The organism is Agreia sp. Leaf335 (assembly GCF_001423605.1).
GTDB lineage: Bacteria > Actinomycetota > Actinomycetes > Actinomycetales > Microbacteriaceae > Agreia.
Genome location: NZ_LMOQ01000003.1, coordinates 162,321 through 184,375 on the forward strand (window position 1 = coordinate 162,321; position 22,055 = coordinate 184,375).

General features: G+C 69.4%; 19 protein-coding genes. 12 read left to right on the forward strand and 7 right to left on the reverse strand.

Features of this window, described 5'->3' with window-relative positions:
- The first annotated feature begins 5 nt into the window (after positions 1 to 5).
- The 7 genes from ASF79_RS11105 to ASF79_RS11135 are packed head-to-tail and all read left to right on the forward strand — an operon-like array spanning position 6 to position 9,985.
- Positions 6 to 1,148: an ADP-ribosylglycohydrolase family protein gene (locus ASF79_RS11105; protein WP_055855026.1), complete on the forward strand. Its 1,143-nt coding sequence runs from the start codon at positions 6 to 8 to the stop codon at positions 1,146 to 1,148.
- Complete coding sequence (locus ASF79_RS11110; protein WP_055855029.1) at positions 1,148 to 2,539, forward strand: ADP-ribosylglycohydrolase family protein; 1,392 nt, start codon at positions 1,148 to 1,150, stop codon at positions 2,537 to 2,539. The genes ASF79_RS11105 and ASF79_RS11110 overlap by 1 nt, the downstream gene beginning before the upstream one ends.
- A complete protein-coding gene (locus ASF79_RS11115) occupies positions 2,536 to 3,435 on the forward strand; it encodes a ribokinase (RefSeq protein ID WP_055855031.1) in 900 nt (299 codons plus the stop codon). Before ASF79_RS11110 ends, ASF79_RS11115 begins: the two co-directional genes overlap by 4 nt.
- Entirely contained in the window at positions 3,419 to 5,527 is a 2,109-nt protein-coding gene (locus ASF79_RS11120) for an SUMF1/EgtB/PvdO family nonheme iron enzyme (RefSeq protein WP_235500741.1), read from the forward strand. The genes ASF79_RS11115 and ASF79_RS11120 overlap by 17 nt, the downstream gene beginning before the upstream one ends.
- Positions 5,524 to 6,723 carry a CaiB/BaiF CoA transferase family protein gene (locus ASF79_RS11125; protein WP_055856029.1) on the forward strand — a complete coding sequence of 400 codons (1,200 nt, stop codon included), beginning with the start codon at positions 5,524 to 5,526 and terminating at the stop codon, positions 6,721 to 6,723. The genes ASF79_RS11120 and ASF79_RS11125 overlap by 4 nt, the downstream gene beginning before the upstream one ends.
- Entirely contained in the window at positions 6,720 to 7,568 is an 849-nt protein-coding gene (locus ASF79_RS11130; protein ID WP_055855032.1) for an HpcH/HpaI aldolase/citrate lyase family protein, read from the forward strand. The genes ASF79_RS11125 and ASF79_RS11130 overlap by 4 nt, the downstream gene beginning before the upstream one ends.
- A 50-nt stretch (positions 7,569 to 7,618) precedes the next feature.
- The gene (locus ASF79_RS11135; RefSeq protein WP_055855034.1) at positions 7,619 to 9,985 is read left to right on the forward strand and encodes an alpha/beta hydrolase-fold protein; all 2,367 of its coding nucleotides are present in this window, start codon (positions 7,619 to 7,621) and stop codon (positions 9,983 to 9,985) included.
- A 28-nt stretch (positions 9,986 to 10,013) separates the two neighbouring features.
- Here ASF79_RS11135 and ASF79_RS11140 read toward each other — a convergent pair whose 3' ends face one another.
- On the reverse strand, positions 10,014 to 11,522 hold the full coding sequence (locus ASF79_RS11140) for a CoA-acylating methylmalonate-semialdehyde dehydrogenase (protein ID WP_055855036.1): 1,509 nt from the start codon (positions 11,520 to 11,522) through the stop codon (positions 10,014 to 10,016).
- Between the two features lie 94 nt (positions 11,523 to 11,616).
- Positions 11,617 to 12,207, reverse strand: coding sequence for a TetR/AcrR family transcriptional regulator (locus ASF79_RS11145; protein ID WP_055855038.1), 591 nt, complete (start codon positions 12,205 to 12,207; stop codon positions 11,617 to 11,619).
- Positions 12,208 to 12,307: 100 nt separating this feature from the next.
- Here ASF79_RS11145 and ASF79_RS11155 point away from each other — a divergent pair, with 100 nt between their 5' ends.
- The gene (locus ASF79_RS11155; protein WP_162239082.1) at positions 12,308 to 14,596 is read left to right on the forward strand and encodes an ATP-binding protein; all 2,289 of its coding nucleotides are present in this window, start codon (positions 12,308 to 12,310) and stop codon (positions 14,594 to 14,596) included.
- Between the two features lie 6 nt (positions 14,597 to 14,602).
- Here ASF79_RS11155 and ASF79_RS11160 read toward each other — a convergent pair whose 3' ends face one another.
- The 5 genes from ASF79_RS11160 to ASF79_RS11180 all read right to left on the reverse strand — a co-directional run bounded on the left by ASF79_RS11160 (position 14,603) and on the right by ASF79_RS11180 (position 18,364).
- Positions 14,603 to 15,292 carry a Crp/Fnr family transcriptional regulator gene (locus ASF79_RS11160; protein WP_162239083.1) on the reverse strand — a complete coding sequence of 230 codons (690 nt, stop codon included), beginning with the start codon at positions 15,290 to 15,292 and terminating at the stop codon, positions 14,603 to 14,605.
- Between the two features lie 145 nt (positions 15,293 to 15,437).
- On the reverse strand, positions 15,438 to 15,722 hold the full coding sequence (locus ASF79_RS11165; protein WP_055779238.1) for a DUF6510 family protein: 285 nt from the start codon (positions 15,720 to 15,722) through the stop codon (positions 15,438 to 15,440).
- Position 15,723: 1 nt separating this feature from the next.
- Positions 15,724 to 16,449 carry a ferredoxin reductase gene (locus ASF79_RS11170; RefSeq protein ID WP_326942864.1) on the reverse strand — a complete coding sequence of 242 codons (726 nt, stop codon included), beginning with the start codon at positions 16,447 to 16,449 and terminating at the stop codon, positions 15,724 to 15,726.
- Positions 16,449 to 17,042 carry a sulfite oxidase-like oxidoreductase gene (locus ASF79_RS11175; protein WP_055779236.1) on the reverse strand — a complete coding sequence of 198 codons (594 nt, stop codon included), beginning with the start codon at positions 17,040 to 17,042 and terminating at the stop codon, positions 16,449 to 16,451. The genes ASF79_RS11170 and ASF79_RS11175 overlap by 1 nt, the downstream gene beginning before the upstream one ends.
- Positions 17,043 to 17,131: 89 nt before the next feature.
- Complete coding sequence (locus ASF79_RS11180; protein WP_055856034.1) at positions 17,132 to 18,364, reverse strand: MFS transporter; 1,233 nt, start codon at positions 18,362 to 18,364, stop codon at positions 17,132 to 17,134.
- A gap of 102 nt (positions 18,365 to 18,466) precedes the next feature.
- Between ASF79_RS11180 and ASF79_RS11185 the strand changes: the two genes are divergently transcribed.
- The 4 genes from ASF79_RS11185 (at position 18,467) to ASF79_RS11200 (ending at position 22,006) form a co-directional block, all read left to right on the forward strand.
- On the forward strand, positions 18,467 to 19,513 hold the full coding sequence (locus ASF79_RS11185; protein WP_055855046.1) for a cupin domain-containing protein: 1,047 nt from the start codon (positions 18,467 to 18,469) through the stop codon (positions 19,511 to 19,513).
- A gap of 57 nt (positions 19,514 to 19,570) precedes the next feature.
- Positions 19,571 to 19,855 carry a hypothetical protein gene (locus ASF79_RS11190; protein ID WP_055779228.1) on the forward strand — a complete coding sequence of 95 codons (285 nt, stop codon included), beginning with the start codon at positions 19,571 to 19,573 and terminating at the stop codon, positions 19,853 to 19,855.
- A 67-nt stretch (positions 19,856 to 19,922) separates the two neighbouring features.
- Positions 19,923 to 21,257, forward strand: a complete 1,335-nt coding sequence (locus ASF79_RS11195; protein ID WP_235500742.1) for a sensor histidine kinase — start codon at positions 19,923 to 19,925, stop codon at positions 21,255 to 21,257.
- Positions 21,254 to 22,006 (forward strand): response regulator, encoded by a 753-nt coding sequence (locus ASF79_RS11200; protein WP_055855048.1) that lies wholly within the window; start codon positions 21,254 to 21,256, stop codon positions 22,004 to 22,006. Before ASF79_RS11195 ends, ASF79_RS11200 begins: the two co-directional genes overlap by 4 nt.
- The last annotated feature ends 49 nt before the right edge of the window (positions 22,007 to 22,055 follow it).

Consider the following 22,055-nt stretch of genomic DNA (forward strand, 5'->3'; position numbering starts at 1 on the left):
TCAGGATGGATCTGCTCGAAGACAAGGCGACAGGCGCCCTCGCGGGTGCCGCCGTGGGCGACGCCCTGGGAGGGGCCGCGGAGGGCAACACCCCCGAGGCCATCCAGGAGCGCTACGACGGGTTCATCACCGGCGTGGTGCCACCCTTCCTCGAGGACTGGCGCAACGCCCGACCCATCGCGCCGTACCACAAGGGCGACGGGCACATCACAGACGACACCCTCATGACGAACGCCCTCGTCGACGTCTACGACGAGGTGCGCGATCACCTCGACGCGTATGCGATCGCCGAGAAGTTCGTTCCCCGCCTGATCGGCGAGCGGCAGTGGATTCCCGAGCTCGAGACAGACGCGATTTTGCTGCAGCGCATCTTCCTGGCCGAGAAGTGGCTCGTCGCGCGCATCCACTACGGCCACATCGATCCCCGCGAGGCGGGCGTCGGCAACATCGTGAACTGCGGAGCCACGATGTACGCAGCTCCCATCGGCATCATCAACGCCGGCTCGCCCGACACCGCCTACGCCGAGGCCATCGATGTCGCCGGGGCGCACCAGTCCAGCTACGGACGCGAGGCGGCCGGCGTCTACGCCGCCGCCGTCGCCGAGGCGATGCGCGTCGGCGCCACCGTGTCGAGCGTGCTCGACGTGGCACTCAGGCTCGCGAAAGACGGCACGCGCGACGCGATCGAATCGGTGGTCGATGCCGCATCCAGCCGCAGCGACTGGCGCGACTCGCTCGCCCACCTGCGAGCGGCCGTCGAGCCGTTCGACACCGTCGGCCCGAACTACCGGGCACCCGCGCGTGACGCCCGCATCCCGAGCCGCACCAAGTCCATCGAGGAGCTCCCGATCGCCCTGGGCATGCTCGTGGTCGGTGGCGGAGACTACAGCGAGGCCGTCCTGGGCTCGATCAACTACGGCCGCGACTCCGACTCCATCGCTGTGATGGCCGGCTCGATCGCGGGTGCACTGCACGGCCTCGAGGCGGTTCCCGCAGAGTGGGTCGACGCCGTCACCCAGGGAAGCCGCCTCGACATCACGGCGACCGGCCCGCGCATCGCGGCCGTCGCGCGCGAGGTCTTCGCGAAGGATTGCGCGCGTGCCGAGGAGCGCACAGCCGGAATGTCGGCGCTGACGCGAGCGCTGTGATGCTGCGACTGAGCTGGACCCAGCCCGAAGACCTGGTGCCGCACGCTCTGGCCGCCGCCGAACTCGACGGGGTCGACGTGTCGGCTCTGCGCGACGAGTGGGTGAACGCGGGCGGCTCGCCGATCGCTGCCGTGAGCGGGGCGTCGCCGGTCGCCGCATCGCCCGCGCTCCGCGACCTGGGCCGCAGGCTGCTCGCCCGCATCGACGAGCTGCCGCTGCCCGACGCGCTTGTCGCAGCCGAGCCCGACGGCTTCGCGGCGATCCTCGACCTCGCCCCGCAGCCGCCCGAGCTGCCCGCCGTGTCGGGTTCCGATCAGTCGGGTTCGTCGCTCGGCGACCGGATGCTCGGGGCCTGGCTGGGCAGGGCCGCCGGCTGCCTGCTTGGCAAGCCCGTGGAGAAGATCTCGCGCGAGGGCATCCGCGCCATCGCGCAGTCGACCGGCAACTGGCCGATCGCGTCGTACTTCACCGAGCGCGGACTCGATCCCGCCGTGGCCGCCCGGTATCCGTGGAACAGGCGAAGCCGCCCGACGAGCCTCGTCGAGAATATCGACGGCATGCCCGAAGACGACGACCTCAACTTCCCGCTGATCGCCCTCGACCTGCTCGAGCGCGTGGGTGCCGACTTCACGACCGACGACGTGGCACTCTCGTGGCTCGCCAACCTGCCCGGAGGCCGCGTGTTCACGGCGGAGCGGATCGTCTACCGCAATCTGCTGGAGGGCTACGAGCCCGACGAGGCAGCCGGCATCCAGAACCCGTTCCAGGAGTGGATCGGCGCGCAGATCCGCACCGATGTCTACGGCTGGGCCCGGCCGGGCGACCCGCACGCCGCTGCCGCTCTGGCCTATCGAGACGCATGGCTCAGCCACCGCCGGAGCGGGCTCTACGGCGCGCTGTTCGTGGCCGCGGCCAGCTCCGCGGCGCTCGTCGCCTCGTCGGTGCACGAGGTGCTCGCGGCCGGGCTCTCGGCGGTGCCCGAGGGCAGCCGTTTCGCCGCGGCCATCCTGCGCGGCGCCGAGCTGGGCGCATCCGAGCTCTCGGTCGACGAAGCGCTCGACGCTCTGGCCGCCGAATTCGGGCACCTGCACTGGGTGCACGCGCTCAACAACAGCGCGCTGCTGGCGTTCGCGCTCGTGCGCTCCGACGGAGACTTCGCGACCGCCATCTCAATCGCCGTGGCGGGTGGCTGGGACACCGACTCCGTCGGAGCGACCGCCGGCGCGATCGCGGGAGCCCTTACGGGGGCCGCCTCGCTGCCATCGACCTGGATAGACCCGCTGCACAATCGTCTGGCCACCTCGATCCCGGGCTTCGACGGCATCGGGTTCGACGAGCTCGCGGCCCGCACCGCGGCGCTGGTTCCGAGTGTCGTGGGGGTGACGCTATGAGCGTCGTCGTGGTCGGAAGCGCCAACGTCGACCTCGTCTATACGGTCGCGTCTATTCCGGCGCCCGGCGAGACGGTGATCGCCACGGGCGGCAGCCGGCATCCGGGCGGCAAGGGCGCCAATCAGGCCATCGCGGCGGCCCGTGCCGGCGCGGCCACGACCTTCGTCGCGCTGCTCGGCGACGACGACGGCGGCGCACTGCTGCGCGACAGTCTGCGGGGCGCCGGGGTGGTGGATGCGACGCGCATCACCGCGGGCGAGACGGGCACCGCGCTCATCACCGTCGACGCTCGTGCCGAGAACACCATCGTGGTGAACTCGGGAGCGAACGCGCTCTTCACCTCGCTGACTGACGACCAGGCGCAGCTCATCCGCGACGCCGAGCTGCTGGTGCTGCAGCTCGAGATTCCGCTCGAGACGGTGCGCGCCTCCGCGGCCGTGGCCCGCGCAGCCGGAACGCGGGTGCTGCTCAACGCGGCTCCCGTGCGCCCGCTGCCCTCCGAGGTGCTGGCGCTCGTCGACGTGCTCATCGTGAACGAGACCGAGGCGGCGCAGCTCGCCGGCGACGACGCGACGGATCTGTTCTCGCGCGCCCAGGCGCTCACCCGTTCCGTTCCCAGCGTCATCATCACTCTCGGCTCCGCCGGATCGATCCTGCTGCACCGTGGCGACGCCGAGCTCACCCGGGTCGAGGCCCACGAGGTCGAGGCCGTCGACACCACCGGCGCCGGCGACACGTTCTGCGGAGCCCTCGCGAGCGCCCTCGACGAGGGGCTCGACCTGGCCTCGGCCGCGCGCTTCGCCACGGCCGCATCCGCACTCTCGGTGCAGCGCGCAGGCGCCGTGCCCTCCATACCCCACCGCAAGGAGATCGATTCTTTTGTCTCATCGCTCTGACGTCGTCGACGACGGTGTGCACGTGGTCGATCAGACTCCCGTGCACGACCCCGACGAAGCCAATACCAACGAGTTCGACCCGCTGGTGCCCCGGCCGATCGACCGCGCCACGGAGCTGCCGCTGACCGGCGGGCTCGACCCCGCCGTCGGCGACATCGCCAAGATCTTCGCCGCTCCCGGCGATCCCTCCGAGTGGCCTGCCTGGCGCGAGGCCCTCGCGGCTTGGCGCGACGACGCGCGCGAACGCATCCGGTACTCGGGCGCAGCCTACGGCGACGTGTCGTCTCGATGGACCCAGCACTGTGCGAGCGTCGCCCTGGTCTGGCTCTGGGACGAGCGGCTCTTCGACGTCGAGGCGGGGCGCTTCGACGTGCAGCGCTTCGTCGATGCGACGGCCGACTTCGGAGGTTTCGACGGAGTGGTGCTCTGGCACGCCTACCCCGTGATCGGCATCGACGACCGCAACCAGTTCGATTTCTATCGCGACGTACCGGGCATCGCCGAGCTGATCGCCGAGTTCCAGCAGCGCGGCATCCGCGTGTTCATCGACTACAACCCGTGGGACACGGGAACGCGCCGCGCCCAGCACGACGACGCACGAGAACTCGCGTTGATCGTCGATGAGCTGGGTGTCGACGGCGTCTTCCTCGACACCATGAAGGAGGGCGACAGCGCGCTCGTCTCGGCGCTGCGCGAGTCGTCGCCGCCGCGCGCACTCGAGGGCGAGTCTCGCGTTCCCAACGTGCGCATCGAAGACCACCAGCTGAGCTGGGCGCAGTGGTTCGACGACAGTGAGGCTCCGGGCGTGATGCGCGCCCACTGGTTCGAGCGTCGACACATGATGCACTCGACCCGCCGCTGGAACAGGGACCACAGCTCCGAGCTGCAGTCCGCTTTCATGAACGGCACGGGCATGCTGGTCTGGGACACCGTCTTCGGGGTCTGGGTCGGCTGGAACGCGCGCGATCAGTCCACGCTTCGGCGCATGCTGCGGGTGCAGCGCGCGCTCGGCGACGTCTTCATCGATGCAGAGTGGGCGCCGCTCGACGGCGCATCCGAGCACGCCCTCGACCACGGGGTCTACGTCTCCCGGTGGTCGACCGACGAGGTCGACGTGTTCACCCTCGTCAACCGCTCGCACGTCGACTACTCCGGGCCCGCCCTCGCCTCCGAGCACAGCGCACGACCGCTGTGGGACGCGACGGCCGGGCGCGGCATCGGCCCCGAGGGCGTCGTCGTTCCGGCCCGCGGCATCACCGCTATCGTCGCCGAGAAGACGCAGACGGCAGACCCGGATGCGGTTGCCCCGCGCTCCTATCGTCTGCGCGCGCTGCTCGCCGAGGCTTCGGCAGACGCCCCGAGCCCCGACGCGCAGAGCACCGACGCCCAGAGCACAGACTCCACGTTCCCCGCACGCGAGACCGTGCGCCGGGTGCCGGCACCCGCTCCCGCCGCTTCGGCGCCCGAGGGATCGATCGTGATCGATGCGACCACGCACCAGCTCGCCGTGCGGTTCCGTCGCCGCGAGACGGGCCTTTACGCAGAGGCACCCTATGTCGAGGAGTGGAAGCCGCTTCCTCCCCGACTGCACGACGACCGCAGCATCGAGGTCGCCGTCGAGACCGGCCGCGTGGCCGTCGCGGGGCGCGAGGTCACCCGCGCCGAGTTCGACCGCTTCGTCGCCGCCACCGGCTACACGCCGGCGAGCGACAATCGCTTCCTCGTCGCCCCTCAATCCGGTGGCGACGCCGTCACCTGCATCGATCTCGACGACGCGCGCGCCTACGCCCGCTGGGCCGGGGCCCGCCTGCCCACCGAATTCGAGTGGCAGCTGGCGGCGTCCGATGCGACCTTCGAGCGGGCGGAGCCGTGGGTCTGGAACTGGACCGAGAGCGAGCACAGCGACGGCGTCACCCGCTTCGTACAGCTGAAGGGCGGCGCCGACTACGAGGCGCAGGGCTCCGACTGGTACGTCGACGGTGGCCGCCGCGACCCCGAATTCAGCCTCAAGTATCTGCTGAGCGGGCTGGGGATCTCGAGGTCGCCGAACATCGGCTTTCGCCTCGCGTGGGATCTGGAGGACGGCTCGTGAGTGCGCTGGGCAGAGCACCCCTGTACGGCGTGCGCGTCCTCGACATCTCGACGCTCTTCGCGGGGCCGCTGGCGGCCACCTTCCTCGGCGACTTCGGGGCCGACGTGATCAAGGTCGAGCATCCGTCGAAGCCCGACGCGTCGCGCGGGCACGGTCCGGCCAAAGACGGCGTCAATCTCTGGTGGAAGACCCTCGGCCGCAACAAGCGCACGGTCACGCTGAACCTCGGGCAGGCCGACGGCGCCGCCGTGCTCCTCGAGCTCGTGCGCTCCGCCGACGTTCTGATCGAGAACTTCAGGCCCGGCACGCTCGAGCGGTGGGGATTGGGCCCGGATGAGCTGCTCGCCGCCAACCCTGCCCTCGTGATCGCTCGCGTCACCGCGTTCGGCCAGTTCGGCCCGTACTCCGCGCGGCCCGGCTTCGGCAGTCTCGCCGAGGCGATGAGCGGATTCGCCGCGCTCACGGGTGAGCCCGACGGCCCGCCGACGTTGCCCCCGTTCGGTCTGGCCGACGGCATCGCCGCCCTCGCCACGAGCTACGCCGTGATGGTGGCGCTGCGCTCGGCCGAGGCGACCGGCCGCGGCCAGGTGGTCGACATGGCGATCATCGAGCCCATCCTGATGCTGCTCGGCGGTCAGATCACCGCGTTCGATCAGCTCGGCACCGTGCAGCCCCGAACGGGCAACAGAAGCGTGAACAACGCGCCGCGCAATGTGTACAGAACGGCCGACGACGAGTGGGTGGCCGTGTCGACCAGCTCGCAGTCGATCGCCGAGCGCGTGATGACCCTCGTGGGCCGCCCCGAACTCGTCGACGAGCCGTGGTTCTCGAGTGGGCACAGCAGAGCTCAGCACGCCGACGAACTCGACGAGGCCGTCGCATCCTGGGTCGCCGCGCGCCCCACCGCCGTGGTGCTCGAGGAGTTCGAGAGAGCGCAGGCCGCCGTGGCCCCCGTCTACGACGTGCGCGGCATCCTCGCCGATCCTCAATATGCGGCGCTCGGCACGGTGCAGACCGTCGACGACGACGAACTGGGACAGGTCAAGATGCAGAACGTGCTGTTCCGACTGTCCGAGACGCCGGGAGCGATCCGATTCAGCGGACGACCCCACGGCCACGACACCGACGAGGTGCTCGACGAGATCGGCATCACGGCCGAGCAACGGGCTGCGCTGCGCGAACGGGGCATCCTGTGAGCGCCGGCGCATCCGGCGCGCTGCCGATCGTCGCGGCCCTGTATGTTCCGGGAGACAGGCCCGACCGCTTCGGCACGGCCGCTTCCAGTGGCGCGAACATGGTGATCCTCGATCTCGAAGACGCGGTCAGGCCCGAACGCAAGGAGTTCGCCCGCGACGCCGTTCTCGACTGGCTCGCCGCGTTCACCCCGGGCAACGAGAAGCATCCGGCGCTCACCGTCGTGCAGGTGCGCATCAACAGCGGCGAACACGGGCTCGACGACGTGCGCGCACTGGCCGGCTCTTCCACGCCGATCGAGCTGCGTGTGCCCAAGGTCGAGACGGCGGGTCAGCTCGACGTGCTCGCGGACCTCGCCCCCGCGCTTCCGGTGACCGCGCTCGTCGAGTCCGCGCTCGGGGTCGAGAACTCCTATGCGATCGCCGCGCATCCGTCGGTCACCCGGCTCGCGCTCGGCGAATCCGACCTCGCGAGCGAGCTCGGCACCCGAGCTGTCGGCGTGCTCGACTACGCCCGCATCCGCCTGCTGTACGCGGCACGGTCGGCGGGGCTCGAGGCGCCGATGATGTCGGCGTTCCCCGACATCCGCAATCTGGATGCCCTGCGCGCCGACACTCTGCGCGGCCGCGAGTCGGGCTGGTTCGGCCGCTCGGCCATCCACCCGAGCCAGCTGCCCGTGATCCACGAGGCGTTCGCTCCGACCGATGCCGAGCTCGACTGGGCCCGCGAGGTGCTCTCGGTCGGCGAGGCTGGGGGAGTCACCACACTCGGCAACGGAGAGATGGTCGACGCGGCCATGCTCGGCCGGGCGCGCTCGATCCTCCGCGCGGCGCAGCCGTTCGCCTGATCCTCCGCAATCACGAAGCACCATTCAGCACCACCCAGAGAGGCAACACAATGATGTGGACGTCGAAGACCGCGGCCATCGCCGCGCTCGCACTCGCGGGGGCCGGCATCCTCGCCCTGCCCGCCGCACCGGCCCAGGCCGCCGGCAGCACCTTCGAGGCGGGCTCGTTCGAGAGCTCGGCCATCGGAGGTCCGGTGGACTACACGGTCTACCTGCCCGAGGGCTATGACGCGTCGGGGACCACGCGCTATCCGACCCTCTATCTGCTGCACGGCCGCGGTGACACGCAGGCGGCCTGGCAGCAGGTCGGTCCCGACCTCGACGAGCTGATCGCCGCCGGCAGCATCCCGCCGATGGTGGTCGTGATGCCGGATGCGCCCTGGAACGAGCGCGGCAATTACTACGTCGACTCGCAGTACACCGGCGGAGCGACTCCCGGAGTCGCCGTCGAGACGGCCTTCACCACCGAGCTCATCCCCACGATCGACTCGACCTACGCCACGATCGACGACCGCGCCTCGCGGGTGGTGGGCGGGTACTCGATGGGAGCGGCAGGCGCACTGCGCTACGCCACGGCCCACCAGGACCTCTTCGCGAACGCGCTCATCCTGAGTCCGGCCGTCTACACGCCCACGCCTCCCGTCGACTCGTCGGCCCGGGAGTTCGGCGCCTACGGGGTGGGCGACCAGGCCTTCGACGAGCAGCGCTACCTGTCGCTGAACTACCCGTCGACCCTCGCCGCCTTCGACTCTGCGTCGCCGCTGCACATGTTCATCGCGGTCGGCGACGACGAGTATGTGAACCCCGACCCGGCCGACGTGAACCACGACATCGACTACGAGTCGGCCACGCTCTACAACGCCGCCAAGCGCGTGCCGGGCATCACGGCGGAGTTCCGGGTCTACAACGGCGGACACGACTGGGGCGTGTGGCGCGAAGGATTCCGCGAGGGCATCCAGGACATCGCCGGCTACCTGCAGACGACGCCGCGTGCGCCCTTCGAGGGAACGCAGCTCGGCACCGCGGGCGACGACCGGGCCGGGGGAGTGCTCGCGCTCTCCGACGGCGGGGGAGTGCAGGCGGTGAACGCCGCCGGCGCGCTCGGCGGCGTCGCGGGGGCGGGCGGCCTCGACATCGTGGTGCAGCGATTCGCGGGCGACGGCTCCGAGGTGTTCTCGACGGCCATCGCGTCGGAGCGCGACGACCGGGCCTACGGGGTGGTCGCCGCTGCCGACGACTCCGTGATCGTGGGCGGCTATTCCAAGCGCGACCACGGCGGGGCGGTGAACGACGACGTGCTCGCCGCTCGGGTCGGCGCCGACGGAACCGTGCAGTGGCAGACCTCCGCCGGATCGGCCGCCGCTGCCGATCGCGCCTACGGAGTGGCGGCCGACGCCGACGGGGGAGCGTATCTCGCCGGCTACACCTCGGGGGCCCTCGACGGCGAGACGAGCGCCGGCGACAAAGACGCGATGATCACGCGGGTGGATGCCGAGGGTGCGGTCTCGTGGTCGCACCAGTTCGGCAGCTCGGGCGAGGACAAGGCGTTCGCGGCAGCGCTCGCACCCGACGGCGGCGTGTATGTCGCGGGAACGGCCGGAGCCGCGATGCCCGGAGCGGCGAGCTCGGGCGGTTACGACGCGTGGGTCGCGAAGTACTCGGCCGATGGAGCGAGGGAGTGGCTGCAGCAGTTCGGCACCGAGGCGGGCGACCAGGTGTCGACGCTGCTCGCGACGTCGGCGGGCGTCGCGGCGGCGGGCTTCACGGGCGGCTCGCTCTCGGGAGCCGACTCGGCCGGCGGCAACGACGCCTTCGTCCGCTCGTTCGGCGCTCTCGGCACGGCGCTCTTCACGACGCAACTCGGAACACCGGAGGACGACAGGGCTGCCACGCTCGTGCCCGGGGCGGGCGGCGGTCTGCTGGCCATCGGTCACACCGCCGGCCGCTTCGCCGACGGCGGCGCGGGCGGAGTCGACGTGTTCACCGCATCGCTCGACGCCGGCGGTACCGAGACCGCTCGCACTCAGTTCGGCACCCCGCAGCGCGACGGAGCCGACGAGTACGACGAGGGCAACCTGTTCGCGTCGGCGCAGGGCGACGGAACGGCCTATGTGCAGGGCCTAACGTACGGCGCCCTCGATGGCGCATCGAACGCCGGTTCCGGCGACGTGTTTCTCACAACCGTCGAGTCGGGCGTCGACCCGACCGTTCCGGGTGGCGGCGACGGCGCGGGTGGCGACAGCGCGGGCGCCGGCGCAAGCCCGGGCTCGTCGCCGACGCCCGGAGACGGCGCGGATGTCGCGGGGATGCTCGGTCTCACGGGCCTGGATGCGACGGGTCGGCTCGCCCTCGCGGGCATGCTCCTGCTGCTCGGCGTCACCGCGTTCATCGTGCGTCGCCGCGTCGTCGCCTCGTGACGAGGCGCCACGTCGTCGGCGCGAGCGGCTAGTTCTGGGGGAAGCCCAGGTTGATGCCGCCGTGCGACGGGTCGAGCCAGCGACTCGTCACCGCCTTCTCGCGGGTGAAGAAGTCGAAGCCGTGCACCCCGTAGGCCTTGTTCGAGCCGAAGATCGAGTCCTTGAACCCGCCGAATGAGTAGTACGCCACAGGTACGGGGATCGGCACGTTGATGCCGATCATGCCCACCTCGATCTCGTTCTGGAACCGGCGCGCAGCCCCGCCGTCGTTCGTGAAGATCGCGGTGCCGTTGCCGAACGCGCCGTCGTTGATGAGGGCGACGCCCTCCTCGTACGAACTCACCCTCACGACGGACAGCACGGGACCGAAGATCTCCTCGGTGTAGGCGCGACTCGACACGGGCACGTTGTCGAGGAGCGTCGGGCCGAGCCAGAATCCCTCTGCCGCGCCGTCGACCTCGATGCCCCGGCCGTCGACCACCACCGTCGCTCCATCGGTCGCGGCGATGTCGATGTAGCCGGCGACCTTGTCGCGGTGCGCCTCGGTGACGAGCGGCCCCATGTCGCAGTTGCGCCGGCCGTCGCCGGTCTTCAGACCCTTCATGCGCTGGGTGATCTTCTCGATCAGTTCGTCGGCCACGGGTTCGACAGCCACGACGACCGAGATCGCCATGCAGCGCTCTCCGGCAGAGCCGAAGCCCGCGTTGATGGCGGCGTCGGCCGTGAGGTCGAGGTCGGCGTCGGGCAGAACCAGCATGTGGTTCTTCGCGCCGCCGAGCGCCTGGACGCGCTTGCCGTTCTTCGACGCCGTCTCATAGATGTACTGCGCGATCGGAGTCGACCCGACGAACGAGATGCTCTTCACATCGCGGTGCTCGAGAAGGCTGTCGACGGCCACCTTGTCGCCGTGCAGCACGTTGAGCACGCCGTCGGGCAGGCCGGCCTCGCTGAAGAGGGCCGCGAGCCAATTGGCCGCGGAGGGGTCTTTCTCGCTGGGCTTCAGCACCACGGTGTTGCCAGCTGCGATCGCGATCGGGAAGAACCACATGGGCACCATCGCCGGAAAGTTGAAGGGGCTGATCACGCCGACGACGCCGAGCGGCTGCCGCAGCGAGTAGACGTCGACGCCGGTCGACACGTTCTCGGAGTACTCGCCCTTGATCAGGTGCGGGAACCCGGTCGCGAGCTCGACGACCTCGAGGCCACGGGTGATCTCTCCCATGGCATCGGAGAGCACCTTGCCATGCTCGGAGGTGAGGATCTCGGCCAGCTCTGCCTTGCGCGACGCGAGCAGCTCGCGGAACGAGAACAGAACCTGCTGCCGCTTCGTGATCGACGTATCGCGCCAACCGGGGAATGCCGCCTTGGCGCTCGCGACGGCGGCGTCGATCTCGGCCTGATCCGCGAGGGCGACCTGCTTGGTGACGATTCCCTGCGCGGGGTCGTACACGGGAGCGGTGCGACCAGACGACGACGGGTACTCGGCTCCGTCGACCCAGTGGTTCACAACGGGCTGCTTCTCGGTGGTGTCTGTCATCGAACTGCTCCTCACGGTCGTGGAGGGGCCACGGCCACGGCCGCCCCATGAGTCACGCTACCGCTGAACCCGGCGCGAATGCAGCGCGAATTCGTCAGAGTGCGCGGATGGGCAGGGTCTCGAGGTACGCGTCGGCGACGGCCACCAGTTTCTCGCGCGGCGTGCCCAGGCGGCTCATCTGGATGAGGCCCTGAGAGACGAGGATGATCTGCGCCGCGAGCGGATCGACCTCGACACGTTCGATCTCGTTGGCCGCGATGGCGGCCTCGATGCGCTCGGCGACTCGGCGCTCCATGGCGTCGGTCGTGGTGCGGCACAGGGCGATGACGCGCTCGTCCCTGCCGCCGAATTCCGCGATGCTGTTGAGCATGAGGCATCCGCGGCGGCCTACCTGGTTGGCGCAATCGGCCACGATCACGTCGAAGAACTCGCGGATCGACTCCGCAGCCGTGTGACCGACCGACATGGCCGAGGCCACCGTGTCGATGCGCGTTCGGCAGTACGACTCGAGAATCGTTAAGAAGAGATCGAACTTGCTTCCGTAGGCCGCGTAGATGCTGCCGTTGCCCACCTTGGTGGCGGCAGAGATGTCGCCGATAGAGGTGTTCGCGAAACCATTGCTCCAGAACAGTTCGCGAGAGGCAGCACGGAGCACCTCATCGTCGAACTCACGCGTACGAGCCATCCGTGCAGTTTATCGATCCGAAGCTCGGACGAACCTCACCAGACACAGCGCAGATACGAGGTGTAATGTCTGCGACTGCCGCGTGCCTAAAATGAGGGGCATGTGGTCACACGCCGATTCAGGGAGCGCCGGCCCCACGGCGAGCCCAGATAGAGGGGCGTCGCCGGCATCCGGGGTTCGCATCTGCGCGTCCTGCTCCACGCGATCGACCGATGCGGCGAATTTCTGCTCGCAGTGCGGGGCGGCGCTGCCGACCGACACGGAGCCGCCGCGGGCCGAACGGCGCTATACCAGCATCCTGTTCGCCGATCTCGTGGGCTTCACCGAACTCGCCGAGCGCACCGACGCCGAAGACGTGCGCGAGCTGCTCTCGGGATACTTCGCCCTCTGCCGCAGCACCATCGAGTCTCTCGGCGGGGTGGTCGAGAAGTTCATCGGCGACGCGGTGATGGCCGTCTGGGGTGCCACCCGCACCCGTGAAGACGACGCGGAACGCGCAGTTCGGGCGGCACTCGAGCTGACGAGGGTGGTCGGCGACTACGGTCGGGCGTCTGCCCTGGGAGCGCTCGCCGTGCGCGTCGGCGTCGTCACCGACGAGGTCGCCGTGATGCTCGGCGCCGCCGGCGAGGGCATGGTCACCGGAGCCGCCGTCAACCTCGCCGCGCGCCTGCAGGCCGCGGCCGCGCCCGCGACAGTTCTGACCGACGCACACACCCGTACGCTCACCGTCGACCGCATCGACTTCGGGCGCGAGACGCGCGTCGACATCAAGGGCATCGCCGACGAGGTGTCGGCCTACCCGGCGCTGCGTGTCATCTCCGAGACGGGCTCGGGCGCCGCCCCCGCTGCCGAGATCCTCACCACCCTCGTCGGTCGTGACGCGGAGCGAGACGTGCTGATCGCATCCTTCGACCGCGTCGTCGCCACGGGTCGACCTCATCTGGCCGTGGTGTCGGCCGACGCCGGTGTGGGCAAGAGCCGCCTGGTGCTCGAACTGCGCGACCACCTCGACCACGTGCCCATGGCCATCATGTGGCACTCGGCGCGCTGCCTCTCGTATGGCGAGGGCGTCGCCTACTCCGCGCTGTCGTCGGCCGTGCGCTCGCGCATCGGAGCCGTCGAGGGGGAGGGCGAAGCGGTCGCCCTCGGTCGTCTGCGCACAAAACTGGTGAGCTGGACCTCGGCGGGAACCGCCGAGCCGGCGCGCCTCGACTGGATGTGCGAGCGCCTGGCGCCGCTGCTCGGCGTCGACTCCGCCGGTGTGCCGCTGCTGAGTTCGGGCTCTGCCGAATACGGTCGTGATGAATTCTTCACGGCCTGGTCGCTCTGGTTCGAGCGCATGTCCGCCGGCGAGAACGCCCCGGTCGTCTGGGTGATCGAAGACGCGCACTGGGCCGATGATGGCCTGCTCGACTTCGTGCAGCACCTTCAGCGCGCCAACCCGTCTCCGGTTCTCATCGTGATCGTCACGCGCCCCGAGCTGCTCACGCGCCGCCCCGACCTCGGAGCGAGCGAGAGCACCACGGTGCTCGAACTCGGTCCGCTCGACGACGAATCGATCGTCGCGCTCATCGCGGGGCTCGCGCCCGAGCTGCCCCGCGACATCCTGCGTCTTCTCTCGGCGAGGGTCGGCGGGGTGCCGCTGTACGCGCGCGAGCTTCTGCGCAGTCTCGTCGATGACGGTCTGCTGCTAGACACGGCCTGCGGTCTGCGACTGGCCTCCGGTGTCAGTGCAGACACGCTCGCGGTCGCGGAGCCGCCCGCCAGCTTGAGGGTGCTCATCGCGTCACGCCTCGACTCCCTCGAGCCGGGCGCGCGGCTCGTGGCCCAGCTCGCCTCGGTGCTCGGCTTCTCGTTCTCGATGCCCGCCCTGGCTGCCGTCTCGCGGCGTGCAGCGGGCGAGCTCGCCGGCGATGTCTCGACACTCGAGACCCGCGGCATCCTGATCTCGATCACCGACCCGCTGTCGTCGGAGCGCGGGCAGTACGTGTTCAGCCACCCGCTCATCCGGCAGGTGGCCTACGAGATGCAGTCGCGCCGATCACGCAGCGAGCGGCACCTCGCCACGGTCGAGTTCCTCGAGTCCTCGTCAGACGAGGGCTCGCGGTCTGCGGCGGTCATCGCTCAGCACCTCGTCGACGCGCTGCAGCTGCAGACCGCGCCCGCCGCATCCACCGAGTCTGCGGCGCGACGTGCCGTGCACTGGCTGCTCGCCGCCGCCGATTCGGCGCGCCGGCTGGGGGCCGCGAGTGCTGCTCGTCGCCTCTACGAGCAGGCCATCGACGTGTGGCCGCTGGCGAACCCCGCCGGTCGCGACGCCGATGGCAGAACGGTGCGCGATCTCGAGGAGCTCGCGCGCGAGGTCGTCTCGACCTCGGTCACGGGTTGACCGCTGTTACGAGCCGACGTAGCTCTTCAGCGCCGCGACATCGGTGAGGGTCACGCGCCGGCCGTCGACGGTGATGCGTCCGTCTCGGGTGAGGGTGCGCAACGCCGTGTTGAGCGACTGCCGTGCCACGCCGAGCTGTGCGGCGACGCCGGCCTGGCTCATCGGCAACTCGACGCTGACCTGGTTCGCATCGTGGCGCCACTCGGGGATGTAGGTCAGCAGAAGTTTCGCCAGCCGCCTCGGCAGGTCGAGGAACACGAGGTCGCTCTGCGTTCCCGTGAGTCGACGCACGATCGAGGCGAGCTCTTCGACCACCGACATCAGGGCCTCTGGCGAGCTCGTCAACAGGCTCCGGATGCGATCGGCCGGCACCGCGATCACCTCGGCATCGTCGATCGACTCGGCCGTCGCCGAGCGTGCGAGGCCGTCCATCACCGAGAGGTCTCCGATGGTTCCCCCGCCGTCGACGACGGAGAGACCGAGCTCGGTGCCCTCGGGCGAGCGCCGCGCGATGCGGATGCGCCCCGAACGCACGATGTAGAAGTGCGCGCTGGCCGTGCCCTCCTCGAACAGCAGTTCACCGCGGCTGAGGCTCACGACGAAGCTCTGCGCGGCGAGAGAGTCGAGTTGCTCGTCGCTGAACGGCGCCATCAGTGATGCGCCGCGCAGGTCGTAGATCGTTACTGCGGAGGCCATTGAGGCAGGGTACCAGCGCTGATCGCCGTATCCGCGCCGCTGGGGAGCATCCGCGCCTGGTCGACCGGCGGCGGATGCGCCGAAGGGGCGCAGATGCATCGAGGCCGCCCGGCGACTGCCCGACGGCTGCCCGGCGGCTGCGTCGCTACGCGGTGCTCAGGCTCTTGAGGCCCGCGAACTCCAGGTACTGTCGGCCGGCGCGGCTGAGGTACGTGACCAGCGTGTGCCCGCAGGTGCGGCAGAGCAGGATCACGCCGTCGTCGTCGCGTTCGACGATCGCCTCGCTCAGGGGGCCCGCAGAACCGCAGTGCCGGCACGTGCCGACTGCGGTGGTGATGTCGAGGCGCAGGATCTCGCCGAGCGGACCTGCGGCCGCGTTGCCGTCGACCCGGGTCACGGGCACGTTCACCTGATGCGCGTGCTCGGGCATGTCATTTGCCTCCAAATCGCTCGGTCTTGATGCGCTCGGCAGGATGCCCGAGGTCGACGAGGATGCGCGCGACCGCCTCGACGAAACCGGTCGGTCCGCAGACGTAGACGAGCGGGTTCTCGGCGACGGGCAGGGTGGATGCCTCGATGTCGGCACGCGTGATGCGCCCCGCCGGGCGCGCCCAGCCCTCGGGCGCAGTACGGGTGTAGACCCAGTCCAGGGCGAAGCCGTCGTCGACGAGACTCTCGAGTTCTGACGCGTAGTACGCGTCCTCCGGCGCCCGAACCGAGTACAGCATCCGGAATTTCGCGGCGCTCGCGGCGGCCCGATGAGCGCGGGCGATCGACACGAGCGGAACGATTCCCGATCCTCCCGCGATGAGCTGCACGGGCTCGGTCTGCGTGTCTCTCCAGACGAAGAAGTTGCCGAGCGGCCCCCGCACCTCGAGCATGTCGCCCGGCTCGACGTCGTCGACGAGATACGGCGAGACCTCGCCATCGGGAAGCATGTCGACGGCGAGCTCGACGCTGGTGCCGTCGCCGAAAGAGGCGATCGAGTACGAGCGCACGGCCTGGTAGCCGTCTTCGGCCGTGAGGCGCAGATCGAGGTGCTGCCCGGCGAGGTTGCCGGGCCACTCTGGCACGTCGAGAACGAGGACTCGGCCCTGCGGCGTGACACGCATGGCCCGGGCCACCGTTGCGACAAGCCAGCCGGCGACGATCGCCACTACCAGTACCGCTGCTCTTTCCAGGGGTCGCCGTACATGTTGTAGCCGTTCTGCTCCCAGAATCCCGGGTCGTCGTCGGAGTGCATGCGGATCCCGTGCACCCACTTCGCGCTCTTCCAGAAGTAGAGGTGGGGAACGAGAAGACGAGCGGGACCGCCGTGCTCGGGGTCGAGCGGCTCGCCGTCGAACTCGAACGCGATCCAGGCCTTGCCATCGAGCAGGTCTTCGAGCGGCACGTTCGTCGTGTACCCGCCGTACGACTCGATCATCGTGTACGCATCCGACGTCTCGATGTCGGCGAAGAGGGTGTCGAGCGAGACTCCGCGCCAGGTGGTGCCGAGCTTCGACCAGCGGGTCACGCAATGGATGTCGGTGTGCACGTCTTCGATCGGCAGAGCCATGAGCTCGTCCCAGCTCCAGGTCGTCACGGCACCGGACTCGGTGGTGATGCTGAAGCTCCAGTCGGCGGTGTCGATGCGGGGCGTGGGCCCTGCCGACAGAACGGGAAAGTCTTCGGTGAGGTACTGGCCCGGGGGAAGCTCCGGGTCGGACTCGCGCCTGCGAGCCCCGAAACCGCGGGAGAAGACTGCCATGGTGTGCTCCTTTGTGAAGTGGTCGGATGGATCGCGAACGCCTATATCGATTCTGCCCTAAACGCTCTCGGTGGCGCGGACAAACACCTCTACTGCGTCGACGGGGCTTTCGCTCGCTGAGTGGCGCGAGCCCGACGACGCATCAGGGTTCCGGCGGTGACCGTGGCCGCGAGCACGATCGCCACGAACACGAGCAGCACGGGCGTCGCGGGCTCGAACGCGAGGGCCGCACCGACGATGAGAACGGGCAGTGCGAGGCCCGCGTAGGCCACGAGGAAGATGAGGGCGAGCGTCTCGCCCTTGCGCTTCGGATCGGCGAGCGAGACCGCGGTGCCGATGGCCCCCTTGAACAGCAGGCCGACGCCGAGGCCCGCGACGACGCCGCCCCCGATGAACAGCACGATCTGCGGCAGCACGGCTCCGAGAGCCACCAGCACGAGGCCCGTGCTGCACGCCGCGATGGCGATGGTGAACTGCCGGTGCACGGCGACCGGGGTGAGAAGGATCTGCCCGGCGGCCGCGGCGGCGAAGACGGCGAACGAGGTGGCCCCGGCGAGCAGGTGGTCGCCGGCCTGGAAGGTCACGACGAGAAAGGTCGGGGCCAGCGAGGTGAAGAGTCCGAAGACGGCGAAGCCGGAGAAGGCGCCGAACGCCGCGATGATGAACGGCCGCTTCGCCCCTTCGGGAACCGAGAGCTTCTGCGGGTGATACGAGGGGCGCTCGTCGGGAACGTCGACCGTCTCGGGCACGAGCATCAGGGCGACCGCGGCCACGATCAGAACGAAGAGGAAGACCAGGTGGGGCAGCATGAGCGGATCGGGCAGGAACTCGGCGAAGATGCCGCCGATGAGGGGCCCGAGCGACAGACCGCCCAGGTTGGCGGCACCCGACACGGATGCCGCCACCACCGCGTTCTCGTTGGGCCGGGCTGTCGCGCGCAGCTCTCCGAGGTGCGCCGTGGCGGTGGCGGTGAGCATACCGATGCTCGCGCCGTTGATGAGGCGGGCCACGATGAGCCCGGGAACCTCGGGAAAGAGCAGAAAGAGGACCGCCGAGAGGGCCGAGATCAGCACCGCCACCACGAGCACTCGGCGGCGACCGAGCCAGTCGCTCACATGCCCCGCGAGATAGAGGCTCACGATCACGCCCACCGCGTAGGCGGCGAAGATCATGGTGATGACGAATGCCGGAAAGCCGTCGCGCTGCTGATACAGCGGGTACAGCGGAGTGGGCACGGTCGAGTACGCCATCACCAGCAGAAAGGTGACGGCGACGATCCAGAAACCTGCACCGTGTCGAACGGTGGGGACGCGACGGGGCATGGACTCGACGCTACCGCCGGTGCCGGCCATCCGACGGTCCGTCGGCCCGGTCTTCGACGAATGTCTAGTGCGGATACGCGCACGGACTCATACGTTCGAAGCATGACGAACCCCACCGGATCACGACACGTGAGGTCGCTGATCGACGGCGAATCCCAGCATGACAGCGAGCTCGGGTCGATCACGCGCCTCACCGCAGACACCTTCCCGATACTGAAGGGACTGTCGATCAAGCGTCTGCTGCTGCAGCCCGGCAGCATCCGCGAGCCGCACTGGCACGCCAACGCCGACGAGATCGGCTACTGCCTCAGCGGCAGCGTGCTCATCTCGATCCTCGACAACGGCAGCAGCTTCTCGTCTTTCACGATCGAGTCGGGCCAGATGTTCGTGATCGACTCGGGCTCGCTGCACCACATCGAGAACGTCGGTGACGACGAGGCCGAGATCGTGGTGGTGTTCTCGCACGAGAGGCCCGAGGACTTCTCGCTCCAGGCCGCCTTCGGCACGATGTCGGATGCCGTGCTCGGCAACACCTACGACCTCGAGGCATCCGAATTCACGCCTCTCGTGCGCGACACGACATCGCGCGACATCGTCAAGCGCTCGGGGCCGGCGGTCGTTCCCGACACGGCGGGCTTCAACAACCCGCACAAGTTCGACGTCGAAGCACAGAATCCGCCGCTGCAGCACCCGTACGCGTTCGTGAAGCTCGCTCGCAGCCAGTTCTGGCCGGCGCTCGAGCACCTCTCGATGTACTCGCTGACCATCGAGGACACCGGCATGCGGGAGCCGCACTGGCACCCCAAGACCGCCGAGATGGGCTACGTGCACAAGGGCAACGCGCGCATGTCGATCCTCGACCCCGATGGCACGGTCGAGACCTATCTGCTCGGGGCCGGCGACGTGTACTTCATCCCCAAGGCCTATCCGCACCAGATCGAGGTCATCGGCGACGAGGAGATCCATTTTCTGATCTTCTTCGACCAGCCCACCCCGGGCGACATCGGCTATCGGGCCTCGGTGTCGGCGTTCTCGCGACCGGTGCTCGCCGCCACGTTCAGCGTCGACGAGGCCACGTTGCCGGCGTTCCCGTTCACGCCCACAGACCCGCTGCTCGTGGCCAAGAGCAACCCCAGCGACCCCGTGTGATCGGGCGGCCGTCCGGCCGCACGCATCCGAAGACCCTCGAAAGAAAGCAGCACCATCATGACCGACGCCACCGAACCCCTGCACGTGAGCCAGCATCACCGCACGACGCTCGAGCACATCGAGCGCCACCCCACCACGCACAACCTCGAGTGGAACGACGTGATCGGCCTGCTCGACGAGATCGCCGACGTGCGCGAGGAGCACGATGGAAAGTTCGTGGTGAAGCTGGGCGAGGGGCGCATCGTGCTGACGAAGCCCAAGCACAAAGACGTCGACGAGCAGATGGTGCTCGACCTGCGTCACCTGCTGCACAACGCGGGATACAACTCCGAGAAGAAGTAGTCGCAGCGGCGGCACCTCCCTCCGCAGACGGAGGTGCCGCGGCGCGGCATTCGCTAGCGTGGGTGCCGTGACCAACAGCAGGGTGGATGCGCTCGACGAAGGATGGCTGCGCCCTCTGCCGTCGCGGCGCGAGTATCGCGCCGACGTCATTCTGGCGATCGTCATCTTCGCGCTCAGCCTCGGCAGCCTCGAGCTCTACGACTCGGCAGGGTTCTACCCCGACCCGGCTCCGCCCTGGCTCGGCGTCGTCATGGTCTTCCTGCAGAGCGGATGCCTTGCGTGGCGACGCCGCTTTCCGGTCTCGGTACTGATCGTCAGCGCGGTCGTCTTCATGGGCGTGCAGATCCTGCAGGTGCCCGAGGTGCTCTTCAGCAATATCGCCTTCTTCATCGCGATGTACACGGTGGGGGCGTGGAGCGGCCACCGGCGTCGCGCGATGGTCTCCCGGCTCATCGTGATCGTCGCCATGTTCGTCTGGCTGTTCTCGGCACTGCTCGGCACGGCGTTCGCGCAGGCCGTCGCCGATATGGATGTCGTCGGTTCGGTCACTCCGGCGCTCGCGATCGGCCTCGTGACGGTTGTGCAGAATCTGCTCTACTTCGGGGGCGCCTACTACTTCGGCAACCGTGCGTGGACGGCGGCCCGCGAGAGGGCGGCGCTGCAAGATCGCACCGACCAGCTCGCCGAGGAGCGCGAACGCACCGCCGCGCAGGCTGTGTCGCTCGAGCGCCTGCGCATCGCCCGCGAGCTCCACGACGTCGTCGCGCACCACGTGTCGGTCATGGGAGTCCAGGCGGGCGCCGCCCGCCGGGTGCTCCAGCGCGACCCGCAGCAGGCGGCCGAGTCGCTCTCGGCCATCGAGTCGAGCGCGCGCGAGGCCGTCGACGAGTTGCATCGAATGCTCACCACGCTGCGCGACGACAGCAGCCCGAGCGGCGATGCGTCCGGGCCCACAGACGAGCCGAGTACGCACGGGGTCGAGCAGCTGCACGACCTGCTCGACGACGCGCGATCGGCGGGACTCGCGGCTCAGCTGACCGTGGTCGGCGAGCCTCGACCGCTGTCGGCGCTGGTCTCGATCACCCTGTATCGCGTGGTGCAGGAGGCGATCACGAATGCCATCAAGCACGCGGGCACGTCGGCCGCCATCGACGTGAGGCTGCGTTACCGTGACCTGTCTGTCGAGGTGGAGGTCACCGACTCCGGGGGCACGCCGAAGCGCGGCGCCGGTCAGGGCTCGGGGCTCGGCATCGTGGGCATGCGCGAGCGCCTCTCGGCCGTGGGCGGCACGCTCGAGGCCGGACCTCGCACGCGCGGCGGGTACCTGGTGCGCGCCGACATCCCCGCCGGGGCCGCGCCCGCGACGGCCACGACGACACTCACCGAGAGCGGGGCACGATGACAGTCACGATCGAGCGATCCGATCGTCGCGACGATGAAGAGATCAGGGTGTTGCTCGTCGACGACCAGGACCTGCTGCGCAGCGGCATCCGCATCATTCTCGAGAGCGAGCCGGGCATCGTGGTGGTGGGCGAGGCCCGCGACGGCCACGGCGCCCTCGAGCGCATCAGGCAGCTCTCTCCCGACGTCGTCTGCCTCGACGTGCAGATGCCCGGCATGGATGGCCTCACCGCGACCCGCCTGATCACGGCCCTCGAGAATCCCCCCGCTGTGCTCGTCCTCACCACCTTCGACCGCGACGACTACCTCTTCGCGGCGCTGGAAGGCGGGGCCAGCGGATTCCTGCTCAAGAACAGCACGCCGGAACAGCTCGTCGACGCGGTTCAGATCGTCGCACGCGGCGACGCGCTGCTGAGCCCGGATGTCACGCGGCGCGTCATCGAGCGCTTCGCGCAGCGCGACGGCGGGCCGGTCGCTGCGTCGACGAATTCAGATGCGGCGGGTGCGGCCGACGCGCAGGCGGTGCACAGCGCGGCCGCGATGGTCGCCGAGCTCACCGCACGGGAGCGCGACGTTCTGGACTTCGTCGCGCGCGGAATGAGCAACGCCGAGATCGCGGCGGCGCTGTTCCTGGGCGAGGCCACGGTGAAGACCCACGTGTCGAAGGTGCTGCAGAAGCTCGGCGTACGAGATCGCATCCAGGCCGTGGTGTTCGCCTACGAGCACGGCATCGCGGTGCCCCGCCAGTAGGCACAGCAGCGGCGACTCTCGTCTCCGCCTCGGGGAGGAGAACGGGTCG

Bases quoted from the DNA above. Each gene is read 5' to 3' on its own strand.
- ASF79_RS11105 (WP_055855026.1), top strand. From the start codon at position 6: ATGGATCTGCTCGAAGACAAGGCGACAGGCGCCCTCGCGGGTGCCGCC.
- ASF79_RS11110 (WP_055855029.1), top strand. From the start codon at position 1,148: ATGCTGCGACTGAGCTGGACCCAGCCCGAAGACCTGGTGCCGCACGCT.
- ASF79_RS11115 (WP_055855031.1), top strand. From the start codon at position 2,536: ATGAGCGTCGTCGTGGTCGGAAGCGCCAACGTCGACCTCGTCTATACG.
- ASF79_RS11135 (WP_055855034.1), top strand. From the start codon at position 7,619: ATGATGTGGACGTCGAAGACCGCGGCCATCGCCGCGCTCGCACTCGCG.
- ASF79_RS11140 (WP_055855036.1), bottom strand. From the start codon at position 11,522: ATGACAGACACCACCGAGAAGCAGCCCGTTGTGAACCACTGGGTCGAC.
- ASF79_RS11145 (WP_055855038.1), bottom strand. From the start codon at position 12,207: ATGGCTCGTACGCGTGAGTTCGACGATGAGGTGCTCCGTGCTGCCTCT.
- ASF79_RS11155 (WP_162239082.1), top strand. From the start codon at position 12,308: ATGTGGTCACACGCCGATTCAGGGAGCGCCGGCCCCACGGCGAGCCCA.
- ASF79_RS11160 (WP_162239083.1), bottom strand. From the start codon at position 15,292: ATGGCCTCCGCAGTAACGATCTACGACCTGCGCGGCGCATCACTGATG.
- ASF79_RS11165 (WP_055779238.1), bottom strand. From the start codon at position 15,722: ATGCCCGAGCACGCGCATCAGGTGAACGTGCCCGTGACCCGGGTCGAC.
- ASF79_RS11175 (WP_055779236.1), bottom strand. From the start codon at position 17,042: ATGGCAGTCTTCTCCCGCGGTTTCGGGGCTCGCAGGCGCGAGTCCGAC.
- ASF79_RS11180 (WP_055856034.1), bottom strand. From the start codon at position 18,364: ATGCCCCGTCGCGTCCCCACCGTTCGACACGGTGCAGGTTTCTGGATC.
- ASF79_RS11185 (WP_055855046.1), top strand. From the start codon at position 18,467: ATGACGAACCCCACCGGATCACGACACGTGAGGTCGCTGATCGACGGC.
- ASF79_RS11190 (WP_055779228.1), top strand. From the start codon at position 19,571: ATGACCGACGCCACCGAACCCCTGCACGTGAGCCAGCATCACCGCACG.
- ASF79_RS11200 (WP_055855048.1), top strand. From the start codon at position 21,254: ATGACAGTCACGATCGAGCGATCCGATCGTCGCGACGATGAAGAGATC.